General features: G+C 68.3%; 26 protein-coding genes, 1 pseudogene and 1 riboswitch. Of the genes and pseudogenes, 17 read left to right on the plus strand and 10 right to left on the minus strand.

The features are described 5' to 3' along the window. Positions 1–553 precede the first annotated feature (553 nt). From F8566_RS00480 to F8566_RS00495, 4 genes are all read left to right on the plus strand, one after another. The gene (locus tag F8566_RS00480) at positions 554–1,543 is read left to right on the plus strand and encodes a phytoene/squalene synthase family protein (RefSeq protein WP_151556833.1); all 990 of its coding nucleotides are present in this window, start codon (positions 554–556) and stop codon (positions 1,541–1,543) included. A 22-nt stretch (positions 1,544–1,565) separates the two neighbouring features. Continuing rightward, a complete protein-coding gene (locus F8566_RS00485) occupies positions 1,566–2,684 on the plus strand; it encodes a polyprenyl synthetase family protein (RefSeq protein ID WP_151556835.1) in 1,119 nt (372 codons plus the stop codon). Positions 2,685–2,936: 252 nt separating this feature from the next. Then, on the plus strand, positions 2,937–3,461 hold the full coding sequence (locus F8566_RS00490; RefSeq protein ID WP_151556837.1) for a DUF6230 family protein: 525 nt from the start codon (positions 2,937–2,939) through the stop codon (positions 3,459–3,461). A gap of 31 nt (positions 3,462–3,492) precedes the next feature. After that, positions 3,493–3,876, plus strand: a complete 384-nt coding sequence (locus F8566_RS00495; protein ID WP_151556839.1) for a DUF6114 domain-containing protein — start codon at positions 3,493–3,495, stop codon at positions 3,874–3,876. Positions 3,877–5,206: 1,330 nt separating this feature from the next. Here F8566_RS00495 and F8566_RS00500 read toward each other — a convergent pair. After that, positions 5,207–5,992, minus strand: coding sequence for an alpha/beta fold hydrolase (locus tag F8566_RS00500; protein WP_151556840.1), 786 nt, complete (start codon positions 5,990–5,992; stop codon positions 5,207–5,209). Positions 5,993–6,159: 167 nt separating this feature from the next. Next, a riboswitch (cyclic di-AMP (ydaO/yuaA leader) is annotated at positions 6,160–6,307 on the plus strand. Here F8566_RS00500 and F8566_RS00505 point away from each other — a divergent pair. Next, complete coding sequence (locus F8566_RS00505; RefSeq protein ID WP_151556842.1) at positions 6,308–7,312, plus strand: CHAP domain-containing protein; 1,005 nt, start codon at positions 6,308–6,310, stop codon at positions 7,310–7,312. A gap of 49 nt (positions 7,313–7,361) precedes the next feature. On the opposite strand, the gene F8566_RS00510 is transcribed toward F8566_RS00505, so the two are convergent. The 3 genes from F8566_RS00510 to F8566_RS00520 all read right to left on the minus strand — a co-directional run bounded on the left by F8566_RS00510 (position 7,362) and on the right by F8566_RS00520 (position 9,191). After that, positions 7,362–7,883: an aspartate carbamoyltransferase gene (locus F8566_RS00510; protein ID WP_151556844.1), complete on the minus strand. Its 522-nt coding sequence runs from the start codon at positions 7,881–7,883 to the stop codon at positions 7,362–7,364. Positions 7,884–7,961: 78 nt separating this feature from the next. After that, a complete protein-coding gene (locus F8566_RS00515) occupies positions 7,962–8,390 on the minus strand; it encodes a MarR family winged helix-turn-helix transcriptional regulator (RefSeq protein WP_151556846.1) in 429 nt (142 codons plus the stop codon). Between the two features lie 213 nt (positions 8,391–8,603). Beyond that, positions 8,604–9,191, minus strand: coding sequence for a TetR/AcrR family transcriptional regulator C-terminal domain-containing protein (locus F8566_RS00520; RefSeq protein ID WP_225992723.1), 588 nt, complete (start codon positions 9,189–9,191; stop codon positions 8,604–8,606). Positions 9,192–9,236: 45 nt separating this feature from the next. Between F8566_RS00520 and F8566_RS00525 the strand changes: the two genes are divergently transcribed. The 3 genes from F8566_RS00525 to F8566_RS00535 all read left to right on the plus strand — a co-directional run bounded on the left by F8566_RS00525 (position 9,237) and on the right by F8566_RS00535 (position 12,274). Next, positions 9,237–10,649, plus strand: coding sequence for an FAD-dependent monooxygenase (locus F8566_RS00525; RefSeq protein ID WP_151556848.1), 1,413 nt, complete (start codon positions 9,237–9,239; stop codon positions 10,647–10,649). Positions 10,650–10,866: 217 nt separating this feature from the next. Beyond that, complete coding sequence (locus tag F8566_RS00530; RefSeq protein ID WP_225992724.1) at positions 10,867–11,601, plus strand: DsbA family protein; 735 nt, start codon at positions 10,867–10,869, stop codon at positions 11,599–11,601. Then, a complete protein-coding gene (locus F8566_RS00535; RefSeq protein WP_151556850.1) occupies positions 11,582–12,274 on the plus strand; it encodes a vitamin K epoxide reductase family protein in 693 nt (230 codons plus the stop codon). The genes F8566_RS00530 and F8566_RS00535 overlap by 20 nt, the downstream gene beginning before the upstream one ends. Positions 12,275–12,404: 130 nt before the next feature. Here the strand turns inward: F8566_RS00535 and F8566_RS50750 are convergent, their stop codons facing one another. Continuing rightward, positions 12,405–13,334: a hypothetical protein gene (locus tag F8566_RS50750; protein WP_151556852.1), complete on the minus strand. Its 930-nt coding sequence runs from the start codon at positions 13,332–13,334 to the stop codon at positions 12,405–12,407. Positions 13,335–13,415: 81 nt separating this feature from the next. Here F8566_RS50750 and F8566_RS00545 point away from each other — a divergent pair, with 81 nt between their 5' ends. Further along, the gene (locus F8566_RS00545) at positions 13,416–13,823 is read left to right on the plus strand and encodes an ArsR/SmtB family transcription factor (RefSeq protein ID WP_151556854.1); all 408 of its coding nucleotides are present in this window, start codon (positions 13,416–13,418) and stop codon (positions 13,821–13,823) included. Continuing rightward, positions 13,823–14,752 carry a cation diffusion facilitator family transporter gene (locus F8566_RS00550; protein WP_151556856.1) on the plus strand — a complete coding sequence of 310 codons (930 nt, stop codon included), beginning with the start codon at positions 13,823–13,825 and terminating at the stop codon, positions 14,750–14,752. The genes F8566_RS00545 and F8566_RS00550 overlap by 1 nt, the downstream gene beginning before the upstream one ends. A 708-nt stretch (positions 14,753–15,460) precedes the next feature. Here F8566_RS00550 and F8566_RS00560 read toward each other — a convergent pair. Further along, positions 15,461–15,904 carry a TetR/AcrR family transcriptional regulator gene (locus F8566_RS00560; protein WP_151556858.1) on the minus strand — a complete coding sequence of 148 codons (444 nt, stop codon included), beginning with the start codon at positions 15,902–15,904 and terminating at the stop codon, positions 15,461–15,463. Positions 15,905–15,988: 84 nt separating this feature from the next. Between F8566_RS00560 and F8566_RS00565 the strand changes: the two genes are divergently transcribed. Then, positions 15,989–16,666 carry a DUF5990 family protein gene (locus F8566_RS00565; protein ID WP_225992725.1) on the plus strand — a complete coding sequence of 226 codons (678 nt, stop codon included), beginning with the start codon at positions 15,989–15,991 and terminating at the stop codon, positions 16,664–16,666. A gap of 415 nt (positions 16,667–17,081) precedes the next feature. Here F8566_RS00565 and F8566_RS00575 read toward each other — a convergent pair whose 3' ends face one another. Continuing rightward, positions 17,082–17,717: a copper resistance CopC family protein gene (locus tag F8566_RS00575; RefSeq protein WP_192809439.1), complete on the minus strand. Its 636-nt coding sequence runs from the start codon at positions 17,715–17,717 to the stop codon at positions 17,082–17,084. 258 nt (positions 17,718–17,975) lie between these two features. On the opposite strand from F8566_RS00575, the gene F8566_RS00580 reads away from it, so the two are divergent. The 3 genes from F8566_RS00580 (at position 17,976) to F8566_RS00590 (ending at position 20,429) form a co-directional block, all read left to right on the plus strand. After that, on the plus strand, positions 17,976–18,353 hold the full coding sequence (locus F8566_RS00580; protein ID WP_151556862.1) for a BlaI/MecI/CopY family transcriptional regulator: 378 nt from the start codon (positions 17,976–17,978) through the stop codon (positions 18,351–18,353). Further along, a complete protein-coding gene (locus tag F8566_RS00585; protein WP_151556863.1) occupies positions 18,350–19,291 on the plus strand; it encodes a M56 family metallopeptidase in 942 nt (313 codons plus the stop codon). The genes F8566_RS00580 and F8566_RS00585 overlap by 4 nt, the downstream gene beginning before the upstream one ends. Positions 19,292–19,730: 439 nt before the next feature. Beyond that, positions 19,731–20,429: an SRPBCC family protein gene (locus tag F8566_RS00590; RefSeq protein ID WP_192809440.1), complete on the plus strand. Its 699-nt coding sequence runs from the start codon at positions 19,731–19,733 to the stop codon at positions 20,427–20,429. Positions 20,430–20,629: 200 nt separating this feature from the next. Here F8566_RS00590 and F8566_RS00595 read toward each other — a convergent pair whose 3' ends face one another. After that, positions 20,630–20,935, minus strand: coding sequence for a hypothetical protein (locus tag F8566_RS00595; RefSeq protein ID WP_151556865.1), 306 nt, complete (start codon positions 20,933–20,935; stop codon positions 20,630–20,632). A 440-nt stretch (positions 20,936–21,375) separates the two neighbouring features. On the opposite strand from F8566_RS00595, the gene F8566_RS00600 reads away from it, so the two are divergent. The 3 genes and pseudogenes from F8566_RS00600 (at position 21,376) to F8566_RS00610 (ending at position 23,362) form a co-directional block, all read left to right on the plus strand. Further along, complete coding sequence (locus F8566_RS00600) at positions 21,376–21,903, plus strand: DoxX family membrane protein (protein WP_225992834.1); 528 nt, start codon at positions 21,376–21,378, stop codon at positions 21,901–21,903. Positions 21,904–22,130: 227 nt separating this feature from the next. Beyond that, positions 22,131–22,478, plus strand: a pseudogene (locus F8566_RS00605) (OsmC family protein); the annotation flags it as partial. Positions 22,479–22,507: 29 nt separating this feature from the next. Next, positions 22,508–23,362: a universal stress protein gene (locus F8566_RS00610; RefSeq protein ID WP_151556868.1), complete on the plus strand. Its 855-nt coding sequence runs from the start codon at positions 22,508–22,510 to the stop codon at positions 23,360–23,362. A gap of 486 nt (positions 23,363–23,848) precedes the next feature. Here F8566_RS00610 and F8566_RS00615 read toward each other — a convergent pair whose 3' ends face one another. Both F8566_RS00615 and F8566_RS00620 read right to left on the minus strand, forming a co-directional pair. Then, a complete protein-coding gene (locus F8566_RS00615; protein WP_151556870.1) occupies positions 23,849–24,286 on the minus strand; it encodes a pyridoxamine 5'-phosphate oxidase family protein in 438 nt (145 codons plus the stop codon). Positions 24,287–24,643: 357 nt separating this feature from the next. Next, entirely contained in the window at positions 24,644–25,075 is a 432-nt protein-coding gene (locus F8566_RS00620) for a pyridoxamine 5'-phosphate oxidase family protein (protein ID WP_151556872.1), read from the minus strand. Between the last annotated feature and the right edge of the window lie 171 nt (positions 25,076–25,246).

A 25,246-nucleotide genomic window follows, 5' to 3' on the forward strand; every position in this document is an offset into this window, starting at 1 on the left:
CCAGCACAGATGGCGAACCGCAAGGATGAGCGGGCCGTCCGGAGGCTTGGTGGTGAGTGCCGGGCGGTTGCGCCGGAGCCCGTGCGCAAGTCGCAGGCGCGTCGAAGGCTCCGGTGAACGCCTGGACCAGGGCGGCGTTCTTGCTGTGCATCGCCCACGGGCCGGCTCGGCCAGGACTCGCGGGTCGCGTTCCCCGGACGATCAGTGCCGACAGAATCGCCGGGCCAGAGGCGTCCATGATGTCGGTGGACACCGTCGACAGCAGTGCTCCTGCTGCATCGAGAGCAGAGCTAATGGCGGGACCGGCTGCGTGCTCTGCGCATCGTTCTGCCAGTGCTGCTAGGCCTGGCGGCTGCGCTGGCATCGGTAACCGAGTCAAGCGGGGACCCCCGACCTGGCCGGGAGGGCGGACAAAAGTTCGATCCCGCCACCCGGGCCCCACCATCTCCGTCACTTAGGGGAGGCATTCGATTACTGTGCGGCAATTCGATTGTTTCTTGCTGACTGACTGGCGCTCGGACATGGTGAGATCCGGACGGGCACGGGAGGCATCATGTTGGTTCGGCGGTGGCTGGATGCGGCTGGGATCGCCGATCCGCGTCTGCGGCTGGCCTACACGGCGTGCGTGCGCATGGTCGTCGCGCGTGAGGGTGATCCCGCAAGGCTCGTGGCGCGGTTGCTGCCGGCGTCGCTGCGGCCATACGGGTTCGCGCTGGTGGCCTTGGTGGCGGTCGCCGATGATCTTTCGGACACCGGAGCTCCCGCGGGTCGCCGGCACCGGCTGGACGCGTTTGCGGACGCGGCTCTGACCGCGGTGGCGGCCGGTGATTCCGACCAGCCCGTTCTGCATGCCGTGGCGGACACCTTCGGTGTATGGGGGCTCAGCACGGTGCCGTTGGTCGACTATTTCGAGGCGACCCGGCGCGACATCGACTTCACCGGCTTCGCGACCTACGAGGACCTGCGGTCATGGACTCGGGCGGTGGGGGGCGCGATGTTGCGGCTGGGCTGGCCGATCTTCCGGCATCCCGAGGCGCCCGGCACACCGCCTGCGGTGCTGGCGGATGTCGGCGAGGCGGGACAGTTCACCGACATTCTCTGCGATCTGGCGGTTGATCTGCGCGAGCACCGGCTCTACCTGCCCCTGGCCGACCTGGACCGGTTCGGGGTCGAGCCGAACGATCTGTACGCCGGTCGCTGGTCGCGTTCGGTGCACGCACTGATCGGCTTTGAGGCGGGGCGGGTCCGTGCTCGCCTGGATGGTCTTGAAGCCCGGGTGCTGCCGCTGACGCATCCCGCCGCGGGACCCTTCGTGCGGACAATGGTCGCCCGTGCCCGCCTGACCCTCGATGAGATCGTCGACAGCGGTGCGTCGCTCTTGCAGCGGCCGATCACTCCACTGGTGGGACGCGACATGCACCTGTGGCTGACGGAGGTGCGCTCTGGCGAGGCCGGCCGGGTCGTGCCGCCGAACCCGCCGGTCGCCCGGGCTTCACTGCGGCGGGTACCGACCGGGTCGGACGACCTGACACGCATCGACTGACAACGAGCGGAAGGAGCCCGAGGTGGCGACCTCGCAGGGGATCCGAGTCCCGTCGGACGACAGCGACGTCCCGTCGGATGACCGGAACGTCCCGCCGGATGACCGCGAGATCCCATGGGATCACCGCGACGTCCCGTCGGATGACCGCGACGTCGGCGTAAGAGCTTGGGCGGTGACGGCGGTCGAGGCAGAGCTACACCGCCAGGTGGCACAGCTGGAAGACCGGGATGACCTGTTCGACGTCATCGTGGCCGATGCGCTGTTCCCGCCGGGCAAGTTGCTGCGCCCGGTGCTGTGTCTGCTGTCGGCAGCGGCGGTGGGGGGCGACGCGACGGAGCTGGTGCCGTACGCGGCCGGTCTGGAGTTCCTCCATGTCGCCTCCCTGATCCACGACGACATCGTCGATCAGGACCCCGTCCGGCGCGGGCGGGTGTCGGCCGCCGAGCATCACGGGATCAGCGAGGCGCTGCTGGCCGGAGACGGGATCATCGCCCTGGGGATCAGATCGTTGCTCGGGCCGCCGGACGGTGCCGTTCCGGCGGCCCGGTCGGTCGACGCCTACCGGGTGGTCGCCGATACGGCCGAGCACATGGCCCGGGCCGCGCTGAAGGAGACCGAGATACGCGGCGACCCGAACGTCTCGGTGGCCGACGGCTTGGCCATCATCCGCGGAAAGACCGCCGGGGTGCTGCGCGGCGCATGCCGGTGCGGCGCGGTGCTGGCGGGCGCATCGGCAGCCTGGACCGACAGCCTCAGCCTGTACGGCCTGCGGCTGGGAATGGCCTTCCAGATCCGCGATGATCTGCTGCCCTACACCAGCACCGAGCATCTGGCGGGCAAGCAGCCCGTCAGCGATGTGGCCAACCGCCAGCCCACCCTTCCGGTCCTGCTCGCCCACGCCGCTGCCGACCCAGGAGACCGGCGACTGCTCACAGAGCTCTTCGCCGGTGGCGACGACTCGCTGGCAGCCCACCGGGAACTCGCCGCTCTGCTCGAACGAACCGGCGCGTTGCGTGAGGCGGCGCACCTGGCCACCTCCTACGCCGAACAAGCCCGCGACGCCTTGGCGGACTTGCCTGCCACCGAAAGCCGGGACTGCCTGGCGGATCTGGCGATGACCGCCGCAGAGCGCGATCACTGAAGCCGACGGCGAGTCGCGCCGCCCGCTTCTGTACTTTCCCAGCCGCAATCCACTCCTGGGCCCCACGGCCATGACACCATGACAACGTAATGACCTCGTCACGGAATGTAATAGCTTCCCGTGTGGTGCGGGGATGCCGACAGGGGGAACACGCCGAACATGTCATGCCACGGCCAAGGAGTCGCGCCCCGAGCCAGACTGCGGTGGAATCGCTTCGCGGTCACGCTCACCGCCTCCGTTCTGCTGACCGGTGTGCTGGTTGTGGCAATGGTCCAGGGAACGCTCGCCACATCCTTCGCGTTGTCCAGCCGCGACATGAAGGTGTCGGCGAACCGGATCCAGGGCAACGGATATATCACCTACCCATCGGTGGTCACCTCCGCCGACGGCCGTAAGCACCCCGTCGTGGTGATCGCGGTCAAGTCCGCTCACGTACACGGCCTGTGCCAGTCCTCAGCCATTCCCACCCCGCTGGGCCGCTATGTCCTGCGGCTGCACTTTCCCGCACGGACGACATCGGTGAGCGTCACCGATCTGAGGGTGTCAGCCACCACCATCAACGCAGGCCTCGACTTCTCCAGCCTGCAGCTCAACCGCGATGCCGCGAGCCTGGACGCCGTCCCAGGAGCCGTCGGCGACCCCGGCCAATACGGCCTGAAAGCCCTCGGCTTCGCCGTCGAGAACGTCAAAGTACGGTCCTGGTCCGTGGTCAGCGGCTCCCTCCAGGGGCAAGGAGCGCGGATGGCCATCGGACGTACCGAGCCCGAGTGCTTCTGACCGGCTTCACGTCAAAGGCGGCCACGACGACATGACCCGAACCCTGCCACACCGCTTCCACACCTGGCGGCATCGTCGCCCCTTCGGTGCGGGGCTGCTCACCGCCTTGGCCGGAGCCGAAATCCTGTTGGCTCCCGTCATCGGCGTCGGCCTGATCATCAATACCGGGCTCGCCGGGACGTCCGGCTTCCTGCTCGGCATCGTCCTGATCGGCCTGGGACTGGTTTTCTGGACGGCGCCCGCCCATCGCACCCTCACCGCGGTGTTCACCATCGCCATCGCGTTCGCCGCGTTCCTCACCACGAATCTGGGGGGCTTCCTCATCGGCCACCTGTTGGCCCTCGCCGGGGCCGCCGCGGGCATCGCCTGGACCCCCGCCACCGACACCGAAGACGCGGCTCCTCGACAGGTATGACGACACCAGGCGCCGCGCCGACACCATGCCACCGCGACCGCCGCCTGCCGCTTACCGCCACGTCCGCCGGTGCCAGCGCTCACTGGTGCCTTCTAGCCGATGACCTCACAGACACGCATGCCTTGAACCAGATTTCGCACCATGAAGCAGAGCGAGTCCCCGGGGTTCGAGACCGTCACCGCTCGCGACGACGCCGCGCTCGTCGGCTTTGCCTACGGCCTGCCCCTGTATGCACGCTCGACTTGGTGGAACGGACTGGACCCGCCCCCGCCCGGACGGCTCCACACCGAGACCGGACACCCGCACCTTCGCTCTGATCGACCTGGCTGTACTCCCTGGCCAGCGCGGCTGCGGACTCGACCGCCGGCTCGCCGATGAGCTTCTGCGCGGCCGCCCTGAGGAACGCGCGACCCTGGCGACCAACCCCGCCAAACGCCAGGTCCAGCACATATCTCCTTGCCCTGAGCCCCTGCCACCAGCGTTTCCCGGTAGCCGGCCACCAGGGGCTCGCCGCGGCTTCCGGTCGGCGCCGCGTCCAGAATCTGAGCCGCCAGGCTGGTCACAGTGTCGTCCGTTGCTCGGCCGGATGCGCCTCGTAGACGGCCGCCGCGAGGGCGGGCGCGGTGGTCTTGTGCGGAGCACCGCGCGGGTAGGCGCGATTCTTGCCCTCCGCTACGACAGTCAGCGGGAAAGCTCCAGACTTGGCGGTCGTAGCGTTCGCCCATACCGATGAGCACGGCGTCGCCTGGCTGTGGGCCGCACGCGGAAGCCGTCGGTGTGCGTCACGGTCATCCGGTGTCCGGCGATAGCCACGCGGAACGCGGTGTCGCCGCCCGGTGTTGATGAGTCGGATGCGCACACGGTCGCCCGGTTTGGCCTTGAACGTCTATGGTGCGCGGGCTGTGCGGCTGTTGAGGAGGTAGTGCGGGTAGCGGACGTCACCGGCGTCCCGCCCCACTGTTTGGCTCGGTGCCCATGAGCATGTGGGAAGTCGACTGCGGTGAGGGGGAGGGTGTCGTTCCGCTGCCCATGCCGTCCATGTCACCCATTCCTCGCTGCAGCTCTGCGAGGACCTGACCGGGATTGCCGGTGACGCCGTCGAGTCAGTGGTCAAGGAGACGATCCATTCGGCGTCGTACGAGAGCGGCTCTCGCGGGTCGTCGACGATCAGCAGGGCGTAGAGACTGCGGTGGAGTTGCGTACCACCGCGGATGACCCGCTCGCAGGGGCGAGTCGCCTTGCCGCCATCACACCAGGCCTTCCTTGGCCATCTGTGCTGCTCGGCGCCATCTACGATGCGCAGTAGTAGGTGCCATGCTTGGGTGAGCGGTTATGGAGACGTCTTGCTGCCGTGGAGGAGTGTGGCAGCGACTTTCTGTGGGTCGTCGGACATGGGGACGTGACCGCAGCCGTTCAACCGGACGTGAGTCGCGCTGGGGAGGATCGCCTGGGCGTGGCGTGCTTGGCGCGGCAGCAGCAGCCGGTCGCGAGTGCCCCAGGCGATCGTGACCGGAACGGAAATCGGTGGTTCGGCCGTGAACCGGTAGTTCCGGGTGTGCGGAAGCGTGACGGGCAGCGCCGTGGACGTCGCGAAGGCCTCGGCGGCGGCGCGCGCGTCGGCCGGGCTGAGGCGTGCCGGGCGGCCGTAGAACTGGGCGAGCAGAACGGCGCGTGCCCACGGATGCCCCAGCAGCGCCGGGATGAGCGGGCGGAGAGCCCGATTCAGTGCGCGGGTTGATCGCAGCGACGCCATGGTGAATCTGATCTCCGCCGGGCTCCAGAAGCCGATCGGAGCCAGTGCGGTGGCCGAGCGTGCGTCACCGCTGCGTGCCAGCTCCAACGCGATCGCGCCGCCCAGGGAGTTGCCGGCCACGTGGGGACGTTCCAGGCCGAGGTCGTTGATCGCACCCCGTACGGCATCGGCATAGGCCTCGACGGTGTAGGCCCTGTCGGTGGCCAGGGGCGATGAAGCGCCATGCCCGGGGAGATCAAGGGCGATCAGTTCGCGCTGGTCGGACAGCTCTGTGAGGACGGGTCGCCACGCGCTGCGGTCGTGGCCGACGCCGTGGATGAGCACGAGGGGTGATCCCCGGCCAATGCGTTCATAGGCGAGCATTCGACGAGCCTAGCAACAAGTCAAACACCAGTGTATGGGATATCTCCTCTCGGGGTCCGGCAGATGGTAGATCGTTTATGTGACTTCTTGGGGTCAAGTTGCCGTTCTGTCGGACTCGCTACTACATTGCTTCGTAATTCGTTTGTGACCGGCTCCCGACCGGGGGCCATCGACCGACGCCGAGTCCCGTGCCGCAGCCGGCGCTACGGGAGCCGGGGACCCATCTGTCACTCGGGGTGAATCCGCATGTCCGCGGTAGGGCGACTCCTGGCCCGAACCCGTCAGCTAACCCGGTAGGCCGCATGTGGAGAATTCATGGATCCCGTTGGCAAGAAGCTACTTGACGTCGCCAAATCCCAGCTCGGCTATCGCGAGAAGGCCGGCGGCTACACCAAGTTCGGCGACTGGTACTCCAAGAACGTTGACGACGACTCGTACTTCAAGACAGCGCCGTGGTGTGACATGTTCCTTGCCTGGGCCGCCAACCAGGCCGACGTCCAGGACTGGGTGGGCGAGTTCGCCGCCACCATCGAGCACGCCAAGTGGTTCAAGAAGCAGGACGCCTGGGGGACCAAGCCTGAGCCCGGCGCCCTGGTGTTCTTCGCCTGGTCAGGATCCAAGGACATCGACGCCATCGGTCACGTCGGTTTGGTGGAGAAGGTCGACGGCCGCACGCTCACCACGATCGAAGCCAACACCGACGCGGTCTTCCTCAAGCGCAAAACCCGCGATGTCAAGGACGTTGTCGGCTACGGATATCCCGCGAAGGTCCAGGTCAAGGGAAAGTCCCTCCCCGCCGAGGTGACGGCGCAGGCGACACCGTCCGCCAAGTACGCGCCCAAGCATGCAGCCCCCGCGCCCTCGGTGACGGAAGTGACAGCCCCGCCCAGCAGCACGACCGAGGCGACACAACAGGGCGAGGACGCTCCACTGGGCCCACTGCCGATGCAGGAGGCCGTTCTCACTGGCACCCTGGCGTTGGTCGTGGCGGGGACCGTGGCGCTCGCCGTCGGCAGGTCCACGGCGACCAAGCTCCCGGCGGCATCGCCCGTCCGGGTCCGCAAGCGCGGCAAGCACCACCGGACCCCGGTGGAACTGCCCGCCGAGATCACGCCGGCCGCTCTTGAGGCCGCAGACGCCTCCACCGCCGTGATGCCGGCGATCACCGCCGCCGTCGCCGCGGAGGCGGAGGACCGCGAATTCTGGGGACGCGTCGCCCACCTTTCCGACGACCAGGACCTGGCCTTCTGGGACACCCTGCACGCCGAATTCCTGGGCCCCCGGGCGGACTCGGGCGACCACGCCGGGATGCGCTCATGACGCCGGTTCGCCCAAGCCGCCGCCTCCGTTAAGGCGCTTGATCTGGCTCTTATCCGTGTTCAGCGTGCTGGCCGTGGTCGGTGACCTGGGCATCGAACCAGGCGTGCAGTGCCTTGATCAAGGACGGATCGGACGTGGTGTAGGTGATCTGGGCGCCGGAGGGCGTTTGCGTGTAACGGGTTTCGATGCGGGTGTGGCCTTGTTCGAGTTCTCGCAAGCCAGGCATCTGTCCGCCGTGGATGGATGCGGGGTCGCCGTAGTCGCCCTTGCGGAAGGCCGCGGCCTCTTCAGTGAGATGCTCACGGATCAGTTTGATCTGCTGGGCGTCGGCCTGGTCGTCCGCGGTGACCGTCTGGACCCCGCCGGTGGCGGTCTTGGTGAAGCGGTGGGTGGTGCGGTCGAGGTCGAACGGCATCACCTGGCGGCTCTTGGCCGCGATCTCCGATTGGCGGGCGGCCGGCGGCTGCTGCTGTTCATTCCGGTCGATGATCGCGTAGGTGGCTGCGGACGACAGGGCGATGACCACCGGGGCGGCGACGAGCAGCCATGTGCGTCGGTTCTTCAGGTTCACCTTTAACTCCTAAACCCTACACGGGTAGGGTATCTGCACGACCTGGTAGGCCCGCGACGTGCAGGTTGACGGCGATTCCTAGGGTTGGTCCGTTGCGCTCGTGAGGAGTTCCAGGGCGCGCACCACGTTGGCGCGTTCATCCGGGGGGACGCGCTCCAAGATTGCGGAAAAGCGAGCTGCCCTGGCCTTGGCCAGCTGCGTCGCGGCGTTCATTCCGTTCGGAGTGAGCTGGACCAGCACGCCTCGTCCGTCGCCTGGTGCAGGGATGCGCTCGGCCCAGCCGCGGTTGATGAGTTGGGTCACCAGACGACTGGTCGTGCTTTTCTCCAGGCGGAGCCGATGGGTCAGGTCGTTCTGCCGCAACGCGCCGTCCCTGGCCAGTTCCCCCAACGCATGGGCCTCTGACACGGGGATGGGTTGCCCGCAAGGGGTCTGGTCCGGCTGATGGAGTCCGAAAGTCCGCACGAAGCGCGCTATGGCTTCCTGGAGTTCGCGTCCATCCGTCATGGTTGGACCGTACAACTATATCGTTGCGTCCTGCAACTAGTGCTCGGTGTTCACCTCCTGGACGTGGGGGCGGCTGTCGAGGGGTGTGGCCCGCTCTTCACCGCGCTTCGTTCGCGCAGATGTCAGGGCGTGGTGGCGTCGCTGCGGCGAGTCTGCGGGGGGGGGGCTGGCGCGGGACGGATTTGCCCTCGTTCTTGTCGGAGGGGATGAGGCTTACAGCGGTCGCAGCATGAGGGCTAGGCCGTGGTCGAATCGTTCGTCGAACGACGCATCCTCCAGCCGCGGCAGCACCTTGGCCAGTGACGGGAAGTCACCTGTGGCAATGGCCTCGGCCAGGCGGCGATCGCCCGGCAGTGGGGCGGCCTGTTCTTCCTGAGTCAGCCCCAGCGTGAAGTACACGATCGTCCAGCAGGTCCAGGCCGCTTCCCGTGCGTCGAGACCGCCTTCGAGCAGGGCCTTGACCATTGTGTCGGCGAAGCGCAGGGTCGCGGGTTTGGCCGCGTAGGTGCCGGTCACGACGGCGGCCCCGTCGCGGTGCGCCAGGAGCGCCGCGCGGTAGCGGCGGGCGAGCTCGTGGACCCGTTCCTTCCAAGGTGCGGGGAGGTCCTGCGTGGACGCCTCGCCGACGATCGCGTCGGCCATGAGTTCCAGCAGGTGGGCCTTGGTCTTGGCGTGCCACAGCACGGTGTTCATCCGCACGCCCAGACGCTCGGCGATGGCGCGCATCGACACCGCCTCGACGCCCTTGTCCTCCAGGATCTCCAGCGCCGCCCGCACAACCGCCTCTTGCCTTTTGGTCACTGACCAAGTCTACTGTTGGTCACTGACCAAGAGAGAGGATCCTTCATGGAACAGGTCATCGTCGTCGGGGCCGGCCCGGTGGGACTGTGGCTGGCCGCCGAGCTGCGGCTGGGCGGCGTGGAGGTCACGGTGCTGGAAGCCAGGAACGAGCGTGATCCGCACTCCAAGGCGCTCACCATCCATCCCCGCACGCTGGAGATCCTGGCCTTCCGCGGCGTCGTCGACCGCTTCCTCGCCGAGGGTCCGCACATCCCCAGTGGCCACTTCGGCGGCTTGGACGACCGCATGGACTTCAGCGTGCTGGACACACCGTTCCCCTTCACACTGGCGCTACCGCAGGCCCGCACGGAGGAACTGCTGGAGGAGAATGCGCTCGCCGCAGGCGCCACGGTACGGCGCGGCCACCGCGTCACCGGCCTCACCCAGGACGCGGACGCGGTGACGGTGACCGCAGAAGGACCGGCCGGGTCGTACACGCTGAAGGCCGCCTATGTGGTGGGCTGCGACGGAACGGGCAGCGCCGTTCGCCAGGCGGCCGGCATCGGCTTCTCCGGCACCGACACCACCGTCTGGGGCTGGCTCGGCGACGTCGTGCTCGATCAGCCCCCGGCGGGCATCGCCAATCTGTCCGGCCTGGACGGCGGCCTGATGATCGTTCCGCTCCCGGGTGGCGTCCACCGGATCGTCGGCAGCGACCCCGCCAGTGTCCAGTCCGGCTGGCCGGGAGAACTCACCCTCGACGAATTGCGCGCGAAGGTCGCCTCGATCGCCGGCACCGACTACGGCATGCGCGCCCCGCGATGGCTGTCCCGCTTCGGCAACGCCACGCGCCAGGCCGAGCGCTATCGCGCCCGCCGGGTCTTCCTCGCCGGGGACGCCGCGCACATGCACTTCCCCACCGGCGGCGTCGGCCTCAACGTGGGCATCCAGGACGCCACCAACCTCGGCTGGAAGCTGGCCGCGGCAGTCACCGGCACCGCGAAGGACGGCCTCCTGGACACCTACCATGCTGAACGCCACCCGGTCGGCGCCGACCTGCTGGTCAGCACGCGGGCGCAGACCGCGCTCATGACCACGTTCACCCATGAGGGGCGGGACCTGCGGGCGCTGCTCAGCCGCCTCATCGCCACCGTGCCCGACTTGTCCAGGGAACTGGCGGAACGGTTGTCGGGGCTCGCGGTCGCCTACGAGGCGCCTCCCGGCGCACATCCCCTGACCGGAAGGCGCGCGCCCAACCTGCGGGTGGCCGACGGCGAGCTGTTCGCCCTGCTCCGTCCTGGTCGCCACGTGCTGCTGGACCTGGCAGCCACGCCGTACGAAGGATGGCCGGCGGCCGCACTCATCCGCCCCGACGGCCACGTGGCCTGGGCCGGCGACGACCCTTCCAACGCCCCGGCCACCGCTGGCCCGGCCACCGCCAGCCCGGTCACGCATGGCCTCGACGCCAATTGCCGTTGAGGGCGGGCACAGCGGTCCGCGATGTGACAGATGTGGAGCCGTTCGGCGGCCCGCCGCAGGTCAGTCATCAAGTGACGGCGCCGAATCGGGCGTTGTGCGGGGTGGCTCCCGTGGCCCGTATGGGCGCCCTGCCTGTCCCCAGCGTGTGAAGTGATGGCTCGGCTGCCCCGGCCTTCTCCTACACTCTGTAGAAATTCGAGGAGAGTGGTGATTGCGCGTGGCGGGAGAGGCTGGGCGGCCGGAGGCGGGCCGTACCAAGGTGGAGGAGCTACGGATCCGGCAGCAGCGCGCGGCCGCTCGCAAGCGGAATCTCATCGCCACGCTGGCGGTCGCCAGCGCGTTCGCTTTGGTGGTGGGCGCGTTGCTGGTGGTTGACCGGCTTGGCTCCGACGAGGGGAAGCCGACCGTCCTTGCTGGGGAGTCCCGCTTCGTCCGGGCTGACAGCCATCGGCTGCAGACGGCTGCGGACGGCAAGGTGACGCTGGTGGAGTTCCTGGACTTCGAGTGTGAATCGTGCCGGGCCGCCTTCCCGATAGTCGAGCAACTCCGCAAGGAGTACGCCGGGAAGGTGACCTTCGTGGCGCGGTACTTCCCGATCCCCAGCCACTTCAATGCCGAACGCGCCGCCCGTGCGGTCGAGGCCGCCTCCCGGCAGGGCAAGTTCGAGGCGATGTACCAGCGGATGTACGAGACGCAGACCCAGTGGGGTGAGAAGCGGGTGGCCGCTGACAAGACCTTCCGTGGTTTCGCGGTCGATCTGAAGCTGGACATGGCCGCCTGGGACAAGGCCTACAACGACCCGGCGACGTTGGCGAGGATCAAGAAGGATGTAGCCGACGGGCAGGCACTCGGGGTGCAGGGAACCCCCACGTTCTTCCTGAACGGCAAGAAGCTCGAACCCAGCTCCGTCAACGACTTCAAGGCGGCCATCGATGCAGCACTCGCCGCCTGAAGCAGCCGGCGCCCAGGACGAGGAGTCCGTCGCCGTCCGTGAGTCGATCGCGGCATCCTGCACGACAGGGCATGGAGCCTTCGGCGGAGCCTTTCCACGTCTTCTGCCGGGTCTGTTGGCAGGCGGTGGCGCGATCGGCCTGCTCTCGGCGTTCGTGCTCGCCGTTGAGAAAGTGGCACTGCTGAAGGATCCCGGCTACACGCCCAGTTGCAGCATCAATCCGGTGTTGTCGTGCGGCTCGGTGATGACGACCCCACAGGCAGAGGCGTTCGGCTTCCCCAACCCGCTGCTGGGCATCGCGGGTTTCGCCATGGTGACCACGATCGGCGTGATCCTGTGGACAGATGCCGTGCTGCCGCGCTGGTTCTGGTGGGGCCTGCAGGCCGGGACCACCTTCGGCGTGCTGTTCGTGCACTGGCTGATCTTCCAGAGCCTCTACCGGATCGAGGCCCTGTGCCCGTACTGCATGGCTGTGTGGGCGGTCATGATCCCGATCTTTCTGTACACCACGCTGCACAACCTCACCGATGATCGGTCGCGGATGCCCCCGCGCCTGCAGCACGCAGCCCGATCGGTAGCCGGATTCCACGGTGTCGTGCTCACCGCGTGGTACCTGACCATCACCGCGCTCATTCTTGAGCGCTTCTGGTCGTACTGGACCGCCCTCGTATGAACGTCAGCCGCGCCACAGCTCCGGCCACGGCCGGCAATTTCGCGCTCGGAGTCCCGCACTGCCGTAGGCGACAGGTCTGCGACCCGCGCTTCACGCTCGCGTGCAGGTGCGGTGACTCAGGTGCGGTTGCTCAGGTGCGGCTCTGGCGGCGGCGTCGGAGGAGGAACAGGACGACGACGAGCGGCGCCACCAGACCTCCCGCGATGGCCACGCGCGCCGCGACCGGCAGGTCGTCATTGACGTCCTGAGGGGAGGGTGCCGATCCGGCAGGGGCATGCATCGGCGCAGGCGAATGTGCTGGAGCGGAAGGGACGGAGAGGGGCTTGCCGGCGGGCCGTGTGCCGCCGCAGAGATTCGCCCGCAATACGTCGCCGTCTCGCTGAGCGAAGACCAGGTACTCGCGCCCCTTCTGTGCTTCGAGTCCGCAAGTGGCGCTCTCGGAGACGGTATGGAGATCCTGCCGACGCGAGACCTTGCCCTTGTTGACCGCGCTCACCTCGAAGACGAGAGTTGTGGGATCACCGCTGCCGCGTGCCTTCCACAGACCCCACCCCTGGGACTCCACCTGACGCTGAAGGACTCGTCCGGTGAACACCGCATCGGCCTTGGCATACGCCTCTTGGTCGGTCATGGTCGCGCAACTGCAGGCACACGCCCGTCCCGGTGTCGCCGCGCCGACGAGAAGGACGACCGCCAATGCGATCAACGTTCGAGTGATCGTTAGCGACGGCACGGCCTTTGGACGCACTCCGCTGCAAGGTGGTTCCGGGCAGTTGTCTGGCGAGCGCGTCGTTGCGTTGCGCGCACGGCTTACAGCCTGGAAGCGCTCGCTGCCGCGATCGGCGGTGGCGCCACCTGCCAGTGGCTGATCGAGTATGGGACCGCACGGTGACGCCCGATCCTGCCCGAATGGTGGAACTGGCCGTCCGCCCGTACGTCGGGTTTCCGCTGGTCGCTTCCACGGGCCGGGAATGCCGACCGGATCCCGGCGCTTCACTTCCGCGGTCAACATCTGGCCGCGACCACTGCGTGGCGAACCTGAGACGTGGCTCTCGGTCATTCGCTCTGATCACACGGCCCCGATGTGGGAGCAAGGGCCGTGCGGTTGACAGAGCCACCGCCCATCCATGAAAGTCTATGTATGAACAGATCTTCAGATGAGCAGATTTTGGAGCTCGACGGTTGTGCGGTGCGCGTGGTGGATGCGCCGCGGGTCGCCTCGGTGTGCGAGCGGATGCCCGCCGAGCAGGATCTGGAGGACACCGCCGAGGTGTTCGGGCTGCTGGCCGACTCCAGGCGGCTGCGTCTGCTGGTGGCGTTGTTGGACGGTGAGTTGTGCGTGTGCGATCTGGCGGCGGTCAGCGGTATGAGCGAGTCGGCGGCCTCGCACGCGCTTCGGCTGCTGAGGGCGCACCGGGTGGTGAGCGTGCGACGTTCCGGCCGGATGGCCTACTACCGGTTGGCCGACGCGCATGTGCGGATGCTGTTGGATCTGGCCATGGCCCATATCGAGCACACCGAGGCCGTCCACCCCGAACGGGAGCTGTGATGGGCGCCGGGCACGGGCATGGGCACGGGCACGGCGCAGGCCAGGTTGCCGAGCATGCTGGAGGGCGGCACCGCTGGCGGCTGGGAGCGGCCTTCGCGCTGGTCGGCTCGTTCTTCGTGGTGGAGCTGGCGTACGGGCTGATCTCGGGTTCGCTGGCGCTGCTGTCGGACGCCGGGCACATGGCCGCCGACGTGGTGACGTTGGCCGCGGCGCTGGTCGCCACCAAGATCGCGGCGCGCCCTGATTCCACCGGCCGTCGCACCTACGGGTCCTACCGGGCCGAGGTGTTCGCCTCCGGGTTCGCGGTGTTGGTGATGCTGGGCACCGCCGTCTACATCACGGTCGAGGCCCTGTCCCGGATCGGTGCCGACGCCGAGGTCTCCACCGGGCCGATGCTGGTGGTCGGAGCGCTTGGTCTGGCGGTCAACCTGGCCGCGCTGGTCCTGCTGCGCGCGGGCGCCGCCGACAGTCTGAACGTCAAGGGCGCCTACCTGGAGGTGCTCGCCGACACCGCCGGATCGGTCGGCGTGATCGCAGCCGGCATCCTGGTCGCCGCCACCGGGCAGGTCCTGTTCGACACCCTGGTCGCGCTCGCCATCGCGGTGTTCGTCATCGTCCGCGCCCTGGTGCTGGGCCGCCAGGTGCTCGCGGTGCTCGGCCAGCATGCCCCCGAAGGCCTGGACGTCGACGCCGTGGCCGGCGAACTGGCCGCCATCGACGGCGTCCAGGACGTGCACGACCTGCATCTGTGGACCTTGACCTCTGGCATGCATGTCGCGACCGCCCACCTGGTGACCGCCGAGCAGACCCACGCACACGCCGTCCTGGACCAAGCGCGCGACCTGCTTCGCGACCGCCACGCCATCGCCCACGCCACCCTCCAGGTCGAACCCGCCGACCATGAAGGCTGCGACGAAGTCGGCTGGTGACCCCCGCAGGCACCGCTTCCGGGGGATGTCTTGCTCACCACCGCCGCGGGACGTTGCGGGCCAAGATCGCCCTCCGCCAGCCCGTTGTCCCACCCTCCGCCAGCCTGTTGTCAGCCTTGCGTCGGCTCCCATCAACCCAACCGAGGAGAAACGACGATCGGCCGTGGCCTGTCTGCCGCAGTGCGGGCCGCCTACGCCGGTGAGATGAACGCCGCTCGCCATGCCGTCGGGCCCCCGCCGCCCGCTGGCAGCACCTGTAACGGGCCCGCATCCTCTCCCAGCCCTGGCCCAGGCAGCACACCCGCAACCACCTCGCCATGCTCGCCCTGGTCGTTATCCAGCGCGCTCGCTCCAGCGGCGCTGCCGCTGGAGCCGGTCAGGCGTGGCTCCCTGGTCTTGCCGGCCGTCGCGGTGGCCTGCTCGTTCGCTGCCGAACGCACCCTGCTGTATCAGGCTGCCTGGAACAGCGCGCTGAACGACGACCGGCGCGACGTCGCCCATGCGTTGGTGACGAGACGCTCATGCTGGGGAGCGTCGCGGCGCTGCCACTGCTGGCCGCCCTCGTGCGCAGATTTCGGCCCAACTTACTGATCAGCACGCCGGACAGCGCTCCCGGCTCGTTCCCCGAACTGCAGTAGATCGGGCAGCACCTCGACATCGGCGCGACCACTCTGGAGATCACCGCGCCCACACCCAGCTGCGTCATGATCAGCCACCCGGTCGCTGGCCTGCCCCGCGCCTGTGACCTGCTACGCACCACGCACACCCAATCTGGGCACAACGCAGGCGTCTATGCGCGGCGTCGTACGCCCCGGGCATCGTCCGTCCAGGCGACACCAGGGCACCGGTGACGGCCGGTAGCCACCGTTCCAGGGGCTGGGGCCGGGTGAGGTGTGTGCGTGCGGCTTGAATCGTGTCGTCCAGATGGGCCTGGGCGAGCGTGACCAGGATCGCGTCCTTGTTGGGGAAGTACTGGTACAGCGAGCCGATCGAGAGTCCGGCTTGCGCGGCGATCCGGTCGGTGGTCCCCGAGGCGTAGCCGTGTTCGGCGAAAACGCGAGCCGCCGCAGCCAGAATCCGTGCGCGCGTGCGCCAGGCGCGCTGCTGTCTGGGCGTCTTCCTGGGCCGATGGGCCGACCTGGGAGGGGGCATCGCGAGGCTCCTGACGCGAGTACAAAAAACGAGGATTTCCTCATATTCTAGCCAGGTCTTCGGTAAACCCCTGGGAGGTATGTCATGGCCAGGTCACTCGCATCGCACGCCGCACGCCAGGAGGCCGCGCCGCCGGTCCTGATCGACAGCACCGTGCTGTTCCTGCTGCCGTTCATGGTGTACGTGCTGCACACGCTGAAAGAGCTGCTGAACGGGCGCGGCCGACGACGTACGCCGGTGGCGTGCGGCCTTGGGCGGGAGCCCCCGAGGGCCACGCGTTCGGCTGGGCTGCGAGAAGATGGTGGTGTGCTGGTGCGAATTGAGGCGTCGAATCTGCCGGGGCGAGACTGTGGTCGAGCGCCGGGATTCCCCGGCTACCGCAATATTCACGTCGGTGTCCAGAGGCGGGAGCGCCCGAGTGAGATCCTGGGACTGCGCCCGGGTGATGCTCGTTCGGCGGTGTGGGAGCTGGAGATTACCGCGACGCCGAAGGGGACCGGCTGGGATCTTCGGGGACCCCATGTTCAGGGACGGCCGGGTGGCCGGTTCGTGTATTTGTCGTGGGGCACCGTGGACGATGCCGGGGCGTTCTCGATGTTCCGGCGTGCCAAGGTGTGGTTCGACGGAGTCGAGCCCGACGTGCTGGACGCCGCGGTGGCAGGTGGGTTGTTGGTGGCTCGGCTGGGTTTGACCGACGGCCGGGGCCATCCGTTGTGTGCGGCGGTCCGGCCGCCGCTCGTCGAATGGTCGGCCTCGGCCTAGGACTGCCCTGGCGAGGTGGCCAGGATGCTGCACACCTGGTCGCGCAGTCGGCGGGCTGGACCACGAGACACCATGAATGGCCGGGGTGGTGGAACCCAATGTCGTTGCGGCGATCAGGGGTTGAGGTGCGGATCATGCCAGTTGCAGAAGGCCCTTAGCCGGGTTGTTTGCCGGTGCCTTGGTGGGCGCGGCATGGGGGTACTTCAGGGCCTAGAAGACAGAAATGTGGTCGGTATAGCCCCTGCAACCGCAGCACGGTCTGGGCGCTCACCATGTGGCGCACTCGATGCCCGCGGTGCGCCGCTATCGCGGAGCATCTGCTGCATCGCTTCGATCTCTGCGCGCTGGCCGTTGACGATGCTGTCGGCCAGGCTGCGAACTTCCGCTTGAACGCGGGTGCGGTCAGGCCGCTCGGTTAACGTGCACGGCGCCGGCCTCGCCGGAACGACATGGCAGCGGCGGCCACCACTGCCGCCCCCACAGCGCCGAGCAATATCAGCCCCCACGAGAATCCCGAGGAGGACTGCTCGCCCGGACGCTGGGTCTGCGTCGGAGTGGGCACGGAGCCCGCAGGCGCGGAAGCGGCCGATGGCTGCGGCGCGACGGGACCAGGTTTGAACGTGAACTCCCGCGCCCCGCTGATCACATGTCCGTCGACCGACACCGTCCGGTACGCCACCTGATACGCCCCTGGCTTCGTCAGCGGCATCAGCCCCTGACGAACGACCGCTCTGCCGACCAGAGCACTGCCTGAGTCGGCACGTGCACCGTCCGGGCCGGTCACCCTGATGACGGTGAACTGGCTGTTGACGGGCTGGTTGAAGGTGAGCACCACTTGGTTCGGTGAGGCGGTCTGAACGGACTTGTGCTCGGGCGTGATGCTCTTGAGCTCTGCGTGCGCGTCGGCCGAGGGCGCTACGAGCGGCACTGTCGCGGCGGCGGCGAGGACGGCCGCCAAGGCCCTCAACGTCCCGTGCAGTCCGAGGCGCGCTGCGGTCGTGCGCAGGCGGCCAGGTTGGGGGAGCCCGAGTGCGGCGGAGTGATGGATCACAACTGGCCTCCAGGGCCGGGTGTTTCCTTCGAGGTGTCCGATCCGAGGTTGTGGGCGAATACGTCTGCCGGTAGGAAGATCACCGGTTCGACGCTCGGCGTATCGGTAGCCTATTTCTACGTACTGTAGAAGTTGGCTGGGCATAGCGTAGGGCAGACCGGAGGCTGGTCGAGGTCCTTGGCCGTACGGATGGGGGTGCCCTCACGGTCATGCGGCTAGTGTTCAGGGAACCCATGGGGACGGTGAAGGCGGTGAGACATGAGGCTCGGTGAACTCGAACGCGCGGTGATGAACGAGCTGTGGGCACGGCCGGAGGGTGCGCTGGCCAGTGATCTAGTGAGCGTTCTGCCGTCCGGGCCGGCGCACACGACAGTTCTCACCATCCTGGACCGGCTCGTGCGCAAGGGTCTGGTGACGCGAGTCAAGGAAGGCCGTGCGCACCGCTACAGCGCGCTGCAGACCAAGGACGTGCATGTGGCCGAGGTGATGCACGAGGCCTTTGCCGGGGCGCGGGACCGGGAGTCGGCGCTCAGCCACTTCCTCGATTCGGTCAGTGCCGACGATGTGGCCGCTCTGCGCCGGGTGCTCGATGCGCTCGACGACCCTGGTGCAGGCGCCGGGGAGCGGTCAAAGTGATCTTGAAGCCGCTGCTGGTGGCCGTGTGCTTCTTCGGTTTGGCGGTCGTGCTGCTCGGGCCCGTTCCATCCATGCTGTCGAAGGCGGGCTGGGCCGAACGCAGCCCCAGGGCGGGCCTGGTGCTCTGGCAGGCGATAACCTCAGCCGCAGGGCTGTCCATGGTGATCGCCGCGCTGGCGCTGGCGGTCGCCCCCCTCGCGCTCACCTTCCGCCATGGGCTGCATGTCTTCGTGATCCAGACGCTGGAGGGACGGCCGCTGGACGGTCTCGGGGCGAGCGAGGTGGTGGCGTTGATCTGGGCAGTGGCGATCGCGGGATGGCTGCTCGCGCTCTTGGCGCGCACGACCATCCAGAACGCGCGGCTGCGTGGCAAACACCGTGCGCGGATCGACCTGGTGGCCGAACGGTCCGAGCGATACCAGGGTGTCCAGGTCATCGATCATCCTGCCGCGGCCGCGTACTGCCTGCCTGGCATGCGGGCCCGCGTAGTGATCACTTCAGGGCTGATCGGCCTGCTCGACGAGCGTGAGCTGGTCGCCGTGCTCGACCACGAACGGGCCCACGCCCGTGGCAGGCATCACCTGATACTGCTGCCGTTCGACGTGCTCGCCGCCGCAGTACCGCGCTTGCCCGCCGTGAGGCTCGCCCGCCAGTGCGCAGCCCGGTTGGTGGAAATGCTGGCCGACGACCACGCCCGCCGGCGCAACGGCGGCCCCGTCGTCGCGCTCGCGCTCCTGCGGCTCGCGGCGAGCCGGGCGGAGTCGGGGGCGCTTCCGCAAGGGGCGCTGGGTGCGGCCGATCACGCCGTGGTCGCGCGGGCGCGCCGCCTCACCGAGCCGGTGACACCGGTCCCGGCCTGGCAGTGCGTGCTCACATATCTCAGCGCATTCGGCCTCGTTGCGATCCCGATGACGCTGCTCGTTCCCTGTCTGACCTGACCGTCAGGCGCGGATCGCCCCGCTCAGGCCTCGATGAAACGGGCAGCTTTGGATCACCTGCGCCGGACACCGCGAGCTGCTTGCCCCACGCGCTCGCGTCCACCGGCGTCTTCAACCCGTCGAACGGGCTCGGCAGCACGAGCGGCTTGCCACGGACCAGCCCCTGCACGCCGCCTGCCAGGCAGGGTTGTGATCCCCGCCGACATGGCTGACGGTGCCGGACACATGCTTCTGTGACAGATCCGAGAAGCTGCACTCCTCGCCCGCGCTTGCCGCAGTGTCGCGCGCCGTGCGTCCGTGGCGTGGACTGGTGACAGGGACGAAAGTCCTCCGTACGCAGGTGAGCCGGCTCTGTGCGATGGACTTTCGCCCCTGTCTCTGGCGCGGCGGCGGCGATGTGCTGGTTGTGCAGGTTCCACTGATCGAAGGAGGGGCTAGCATGATCGGCTTTCGTACGGTCCTGCCCGTTCTCGGTGCGGCTGGTGCTTACGCGGCACTGGTGCGGCCCCGGCTGCTGAGCTGGGGAGCGACCAGCGAGGAGGCGAACCGTGTCTACCCGGGGGACGAACTCATTCCGGAGGCGACCGGTCAGAGCACGATGGCCGTCACCCTGCCTGCTCCGCCCGAGCGGGTGTGGCCTTGGCTGGTGCAGATGGGCCACGACCGCGGGGGCTGGTACAGCTGGGACCGGCTTGATAACACCGGGCATCCCAGTGCCGAACGGATCGTCCCGGAGTGGCAGGGCGTCAAGGTGGGCGATCGAATGATCACCATGCCGAACGGGACGTCCTGGTTCACGGTGGCGATGCTGGACGAGCCCCGCACACTGGTGTTGCGGGCCGACCTTCAGGTGCCCACGGGCAGGCCCTTCGACCCCCGCGGTACCTACCCGTCGGCGTACACCGAGGGGGTCTGGGCCTTTCACCTTCAGCCGGTGGAAGACGGGCAGACCCGGCTCGTCGTCCGGACCCGAGGGCGCGGCAAGCCCCGCATCCCCGAGCGGGTCGCCGGGATCGTGCTGGGCGAGCCGGCCCACTTCATCATGCAGGTGCGCCAGTTCCAAAACCTTCGGCGACGCCTTCAGACGGAGCCGGCAGAGGCTGACCGGCCGCGCGTGACCGCCGGTTCCGGTGACTGACCACGATCGGAGAGGAGATCGACGTGGAGGCCAAACGCTGATCGGTCGAGATCTCCATCAGCACGGGGAGCATTTGCTGGCGATGGTGACCGAGGCGTTCTCACATGCCGCCCGGCACGCCCGCGCGAACGCGGAGCACCCCTCCTGCGATAGCCCGCCCCACTCGACGACGACCCGTAGTGAGCCGACATGACCAGTCGTCAGGCAAGGGGCGCCGGTCGAGATGCATCCATGCCGCATCCCGTGAGCGCGGAGGTTTGCTGGTCATGGAGTCGGCGGATGATCAGATGGCCGGTGAGGAACGGCACGCCGGTCGGCGTTGCCGCGAGGAGGTCTGCGAGCGCCGATTCCGAGCCCGAGTCGGTGTGCGTCCTGGGCTGCTCGGTCGACCGTCCCATAGAGGTCTGAGCGTCGGTTGGCGGCTGCTTGGCGATGGCTTGGGGGTGCTGAAGGGCGTCGGCGCGGTCGGCGCGGAGGCCGGAGTCGTATACCCGGTCCACGACCATGGAGGACACCTGTGGCAGTGGCGAAATGACGACAGGGAGCGCCAGCCTGATCGCCCAATGAAATCCGGTCGCCCCATCGCCGAAGCAGGTTGCGGTCGAACCCCAAGCGTCGGCGCAGTCGATGGAACCGCGTTTATCCCTCTGGCGTGCACCGCGTTCTCCCAGAGATGTCCCTTGCCTGTCACTTTCGGCGACGGTAGGCCGTTGCGCCGAGGCGGCAGCAGGTTCGGAGGTCCCTTTATGGCAGGGACCGTTGGGTCGTGGCTTGAGCCGCGTTCGGGGTCTTAGGTCCTGGTTGTTGGGGGTCCAACGCTCCTACCGGGCACTGGGGTGCTCGGGAGACGGTGTCCTCAGCCGGATCACCGAGGTCCGGATCTCCGGAGAGAGGTGTGATGACGATGACCGTCACCGACCGCCCTGCCGTAAGGTCGCGCCGGGCCATGCCGCGTCCGCATCTGGTGGCGCCGGTGCCGTTGACCGAGTCGGTCGCGGCGCGTTATGTGTGGGCGATCGCGAGGCTTTCGCTGGCGTGGGTGTTTGTGTGGGCGTTCTTGGACAAGACCTTTGGGCTTGGGCACGAGACTCCGGCCGCGCGGGCGTGGATCGAGGGCGGGAGCCCGACCGAGGGGTTTTTGAAGAACGCGCCGGCCGGTCCGTTCGAGGGCTTCTACAAGGACCTGGCCGGGCTGGCCTGGGCCGACTGGTTGTTCATGATCGGCCTGGCGGGCATCGGCGTGGCGCTGGCTTTGGGCATCGGCATGCGGATCGCCGCCGCGAGCGGCGCGCTGCTGCTGGTCCTGATGTGGACCGCCGTGCTGCCCCCGGAGAACAACGTGTTCATGGACGACCACCTGGTCTACGCCATCGTGCTCATCGGCCTGGCCATGGTCAGCGCCGGACACACCCTGGGATTCGGCCGCCGCTGGAGCAAGACTGAACTCGTCCAGCGCTTCCCGATCCTCAAGTAGTCCACCGCCACGCGGAGTGCGGGACCGGAGCATGGCTCTGGCCCCGCACTCGCACGTTCGGCGCCAGCGTTCATGCACCAGCCCCTTTTGTGCCCGCCGCGGAGGGCCGTGTGCCCCTTCCTACTAGGACTTTTGGCCCTAACGCCTGCTCTCGGATCCCGCGACGCTGGAGGCAGCGAGAACGGGGAAGTCCGCCGCTGTGCGGCGCCGGGGGAGGGAGGACGGGGATGGACGACATCAAGGTGATCTGTCGTCAGGACGACGTGTTCGTGATCCTCGTCCGTGATCACGTGATCCACGTCGATCAGCCGTACTCGGATGGCGGCCACGACGCAGCGCCGAAGCCCGTCGAGCTGTTCGTGGCGAGCTTGGCCGCGTGCGCCGCGTACAACCAGAGGCGTCACCTCAAGCGCCGCGGGATGCCCGCCGACGGGCTGGAGGTGACCTCGACCTTCGTCATGAGCGATGTGCGCCCCGCGCGGGCGACCCGCGTCGACCTGTGCGTTCGCCCGCCCGCTGGGCTGCCGGAGACCAGACTCGACGGCCTTTATGAGGCCATGGAGCAGTGCACCTTGCGCAACTTGATCGTCCGATGGGAGCAATCATGGTCATGTATCCCTATGTCCTGGTCGGCTACGACGGCATGGTGGAGAGCGACCGGGCGCTGCAGTGGGCGGCCGAAGAGGCCCGCCTGCGCCGGCTGGAACTGGTCGTCTGCCACTGCTGGCGCTGGCCGTACCCGATCAGCCATGTCGACCATGACATCGAGAGGACCGTCCAGCGTATGGGCGAGCATCTTCTCGACCATGGTGCCGATCGCGCCGCGCACCTCGCGCCCACGGTGAAGGTGCGCAAGCGGTTGATGGACGGGCCGGCATACGCGGCGCTGATGCACGAGTCATCTGAGGCCGAGCTCATCGTGGTCGGCTCGCATGAGCAGGACGAGCTTGCGGTGGGGTCCACCGCGTTGCGGTTGCCCGTCCGTTCGCGTCGTCCGGTGGTCGTGGTCCGTCAGGCGGCCTCCTCCTACGATCACGTCGTTGTCGGGGTCGACGGTTCGCCTGGCGCGGACGCGGCGCTGGCGTTCGCGTTCGAGGAGGCGGCGCTGCGCGGGTGGACGCTGGAGGCGGTGTACGGCTGCTGGGAACCGGGCGCGGTCGCCGAGTCCGAGCTGGCGCTGTTCGCCGACAGGGACGCGCTCACCCGGTCGTGCGGAGCCCGGCTGGAACGCGCCGTGGCGCCTTGGCGTGAGAAGTACCCGCAGGTGGAGGCGCGGACCTCGCTGATCATGGAAGGACCGCGCACGGCCCTGCTCAACGCGGCCGCGGCCGCCTCCCTGGTGGTCGTGGGCGATCGCGGGACGGGGAACGTGGATCCGCTCCTGCTCGGGGCGACCAGCTCGGCGCTGCTTCATCACGCGCCCTGCACCGTGGCCGTCGTCCACGATCCCCAGCGCTGATCCGACTCCCAAGCGGCGAACACGGTGCGCGCCGTGGCCAGGGAACTGGCGCGTGACTGGCGACTGAGTAGGGCATCGGCAGTTGTTCAGTGTCTTCGTCGGTCGCCCGCCTGGTGATCAGTTTGTTGAGCGTCGGTAGGTGGGCAGGGCGTGGAACAAACGGTCGGTTCCGAGACCGAAGGCTTGGAGGTCGTCGAGCAGGTCTGGCTTGACGCGCCCAGCGCGAAACCGTGCCCTGGCTGGTGACTTTGGCACGCAGGCCTTCCAGAGCGTCCAGAGCGGTGATGTCGACCTCGACGTCCGGCTCCGTGGGCGTAGCGGTCGAATCCCGTGACCGGCGGTCCGGCTAGCTGGTGGGCGTTCCCCCATACGAACCCGCGAGAGGCCTCAGGATCCGCTCAGCTTGAACCCCACCCCGGCGCCGAGGCGGACCCGGCCGCGCATGCTCAGCTTGAAGCCACACCCGCTCCTGCCTGGCTCGGTCGGTCAGGCCGCCTGCCCGCCGCTGCCGGGAGCGACCGGAACGATCCGGCGGCCGGTGAGGCGGTGGCAGGAGATGCGGATGAAGTGCTCTTTCGGCCCGGGCGACCAGGGCTGCAGCGGCAGCCGGGACAGCCGGGCGATCTCCTTGGGGTCACGTACCGCGCGAGCCTGGCCGACGGCAGTGACGGACCAGCCAGTGCCGGCCGTGGTGTCAAAGTCATCGGTCTCGAACGCGACGACGGCTCCGCGGGTGGCCGCCGCGAGCTTCGAGCCAGGTGCGGTGCGGATGACCACAGAGTCCCCGTCGAGGACGAAGTTGACCGGCTGGACGGCGGGAAGCGCCTGCTCGGTGAACACCACGCGCCCGATCGGGATGGTCTGCATCAGGGCGAGGCATTCGGCGTGGCCGAGCACCTCCAGCCCGTTCGCATCGATCTCCATGCCTCCAGGATCCGCCAGGCCGGGCGTCCCCAGCAGAGGCGAACGTCCTCAGTGGTCGTGCCTTCCGTTCGCGGACGTCCCGGCGCGCACGGACCTTCGGCCTCTGCGGGCGCACCACGGTGGCGGTGCTGCTGCTGTGTTTCTCGCACTCGGCGGCGGCAGCGTGATCTTGAACGGCTGCGCCCGGCGGGCCATCGGCGGTCACCGCCGATCACGGGCCCGCGGCGATCATCATCATGCGCGCACCGGCTCTGGCGCGCAGGTCCATCCGGTCCGATCACGAAGGCCACCCAGCAGGCGGCACGGTCTCTCGAGCCAGGGACCTCGGGTCTGATCGACCCGTTGGGGCTCGGGTCTTCAGCGGGGGACCGGGGTGGTGGTGTTTGCCGGGATGCGTCGGCCGGTGAGGATTTCGGGTCGGATCCGGATGAAGTGGTCGTGCACGCTGGGTCCCCATGGGCGGAGTGGCAGCTGCTGGAGGGCGGTGAGTTCGTGGGGGTCGGTCACGGTGCGGGCGGGGCCGATGGCGACGACTGACCAACCGGTGCGGGTGGTGGTGTCGAAGTGGTCGGCTTCGAAGGCGACGATGGCGCCGCGGGTGGCCGCGGCGAGTTTGGATCCGGGTGAGGTACGGATGATCACGTCTCCGTCGCAGAGGGCGAAGTTGACCGGTTGGATGGCCGGTAGTGCCCGGTCGGTGAAGACGATGCGGCCGAGGGGCGCCGATTCGAGCAGCGCCCAGCACTCGGCGTCGCCGAGGATCTCGAGGCCGCTGCGGTCGAAGGGCATGAACCCATCATGCTTGGGCACCGGCGGTCGGCATTAGGGACCAAGGTCCCTGGTTTTCCGGCTGTCCCCGACGCCTGTCAGGCGAACGGGCTGGAGACGTGGTCCTTGACAGTCCCGTAGGTCTCGCTGCGCGGCCTGGGAAAAGGCGCGCAGTCGGGTGACCGTGGCTCA

The organism is Actinomadura rudentiformis, assembly GCF_008923185.1.
In the GTDB taxonomy this organism is placed as follows: Bacteria; Actinomycetota; Actinomycetes; order Streptosporangiales; family Streptosporangiaceae; genus Spirillospora; species Spirillospora rudentiformis.

What these genes read in the sequence shown, in the direction of transcription:
- F8566_RS00480 (WP_151556833.1), top strand. Translation starts at nt 554, where the DNA reads ATGTTGGTTCGGCGGTGGCTGGATGCGGCTGGGATCGCCGATCCGCGT.
- F8566_RS00495 (WP_151556839.1), top strand. Translation starts at nt 3,493, where the DNA reads ATGACCCGAACCCTGCCACACCGCTTCCACACCTGGCGGCATCGTCGC.
- F8566_RS00500 (WP_151556840.1), bottom strand. Translation starts at nt 5,992, where the DNA reads ATGCTCGCCTATGAACGCATTGGCCGGGGATCACCCCTCGTGCTCATC.
- F8566_RS00505 (WP_151556842.1), top strand. Translation starts at nt 6,308, where the DNA reads ATGGATCCCGTTGGCAAGAAGCTACTTGACGTCGCCAAATCCCAGCTC.
- F8566_RS00515 (WP_151556846.1), bottom strand. Translation starts at nt 8,390, where the DNA reads ATGACGGATGGACGCGAACTCCAGGAAGCCATAGCGCGCTTCGTGCGG.
- F8566_RS00525 (WP_151556848.1), top strand. Translation starts at nt 9,237, where the DNA reads ATGGAACAGGTCATCGTCGTCGGGGCCGGCCCGGTGGGACTGTGGCTG.
- F8566_RS00535 (WP_151556850.1), top strand. Translation starts at nt 11,582, where the DNA reads ATGCAGCACTCGCCGCCTGAAGCAGCCGGCGCCCAGGACGAGGAGTCC.
- F8566_RS50750 (WP_151556852.1), bottom strand. Translation starts at nt 13,334, where the DNA reads ATGACCGAGAGCCACGTCTCAGGTTCGCCACGCAGTGGTCGCGGCCAG.
- F8566_RS00545 (WP_151556854.1), top strand. Translation starts at nt 13,416, where the DNA reads ATGAACAGATCTTCAGATGAGCAGATTTTGGAGCTCGACGGTTGTGCG.
- F8566_RS00550 (WP_151556856.1), top strand. Translation starts at nt 13,823, where the DNA reads ATGGGCGCCGGGCACGGGCATGGGCACGGGCACGGCGCAGGCCAGGTT.
- F8566_RS00560 (WP_151556858.1), bottom strand. Translation starts at nt 15,904, where the DNA reads ATGCCCCCTCCCAGGTCGGCCCATCGGCCCAGGAAGACGCCCAGACAG.
- F8566_RS00565 (WP_225992725.1), top strand. Translation starts at nt 15,989, where the DNA reads ATGGCCAGGTCACTCGCATCGCACGCCGCACGCCAGGAGGCCGCGCCG.
- F8566_RS00580 (WP_151556862.1), top strand. Translation starts at nt 17,976, where the DNA reads ATGAGGCTCGGTGAACTCGAACGCGCGGTGATGAACGAGCTGTGGGCA.
- F8566_RS00590 (WP_192809440.1), top strand. Translation starts at nt 19,731, where the DNA reads ATGATCGGCTTTCGTACGGTCCTGCCCGTTCTCGGTGCGGCTGGTGCT.
- F8566_RS00595 (WP_151556865.1), bottom strand. Translation starts at nt 20,935, where the DNA reads ATGGTCGTGGACCGGGTATACGACTCCGGCCTCCGCGCCGACCGCGCC.
- F8566_RS00600 (WP_225992834.1), top strand. Translation starts at nt 21,376, where the DNA reads ATGCCGCGTCCGCATCTGGTGGCGCCGGTGCCGTTGACCGAGTCGGTC.
- F8566_RS00610 (WP_151556868.1), top strand. Translation starts at nt 22,508, where the DNA reads ATGGTCATGTATCCCTATGTCCTGGTCGGCTACGACGGCATGGTGGAG.
- F8566_RS00615 (WP_151556870.1), bottom strand. Translation starts at nt 24,286, where the DNA reads ATGGAGATCGATGCGAACGGGCTGGAGGTGCTCGGCCACGCCGAATGC.
- F8566_RS00620 (WP_151556872.1), bottom strand. Translation starts at nt 25,075, where the DNA reads ATGCCCTTCGACCGCAGCGGCCTCGAGATCCTCGGCGACGCCGAGTGC.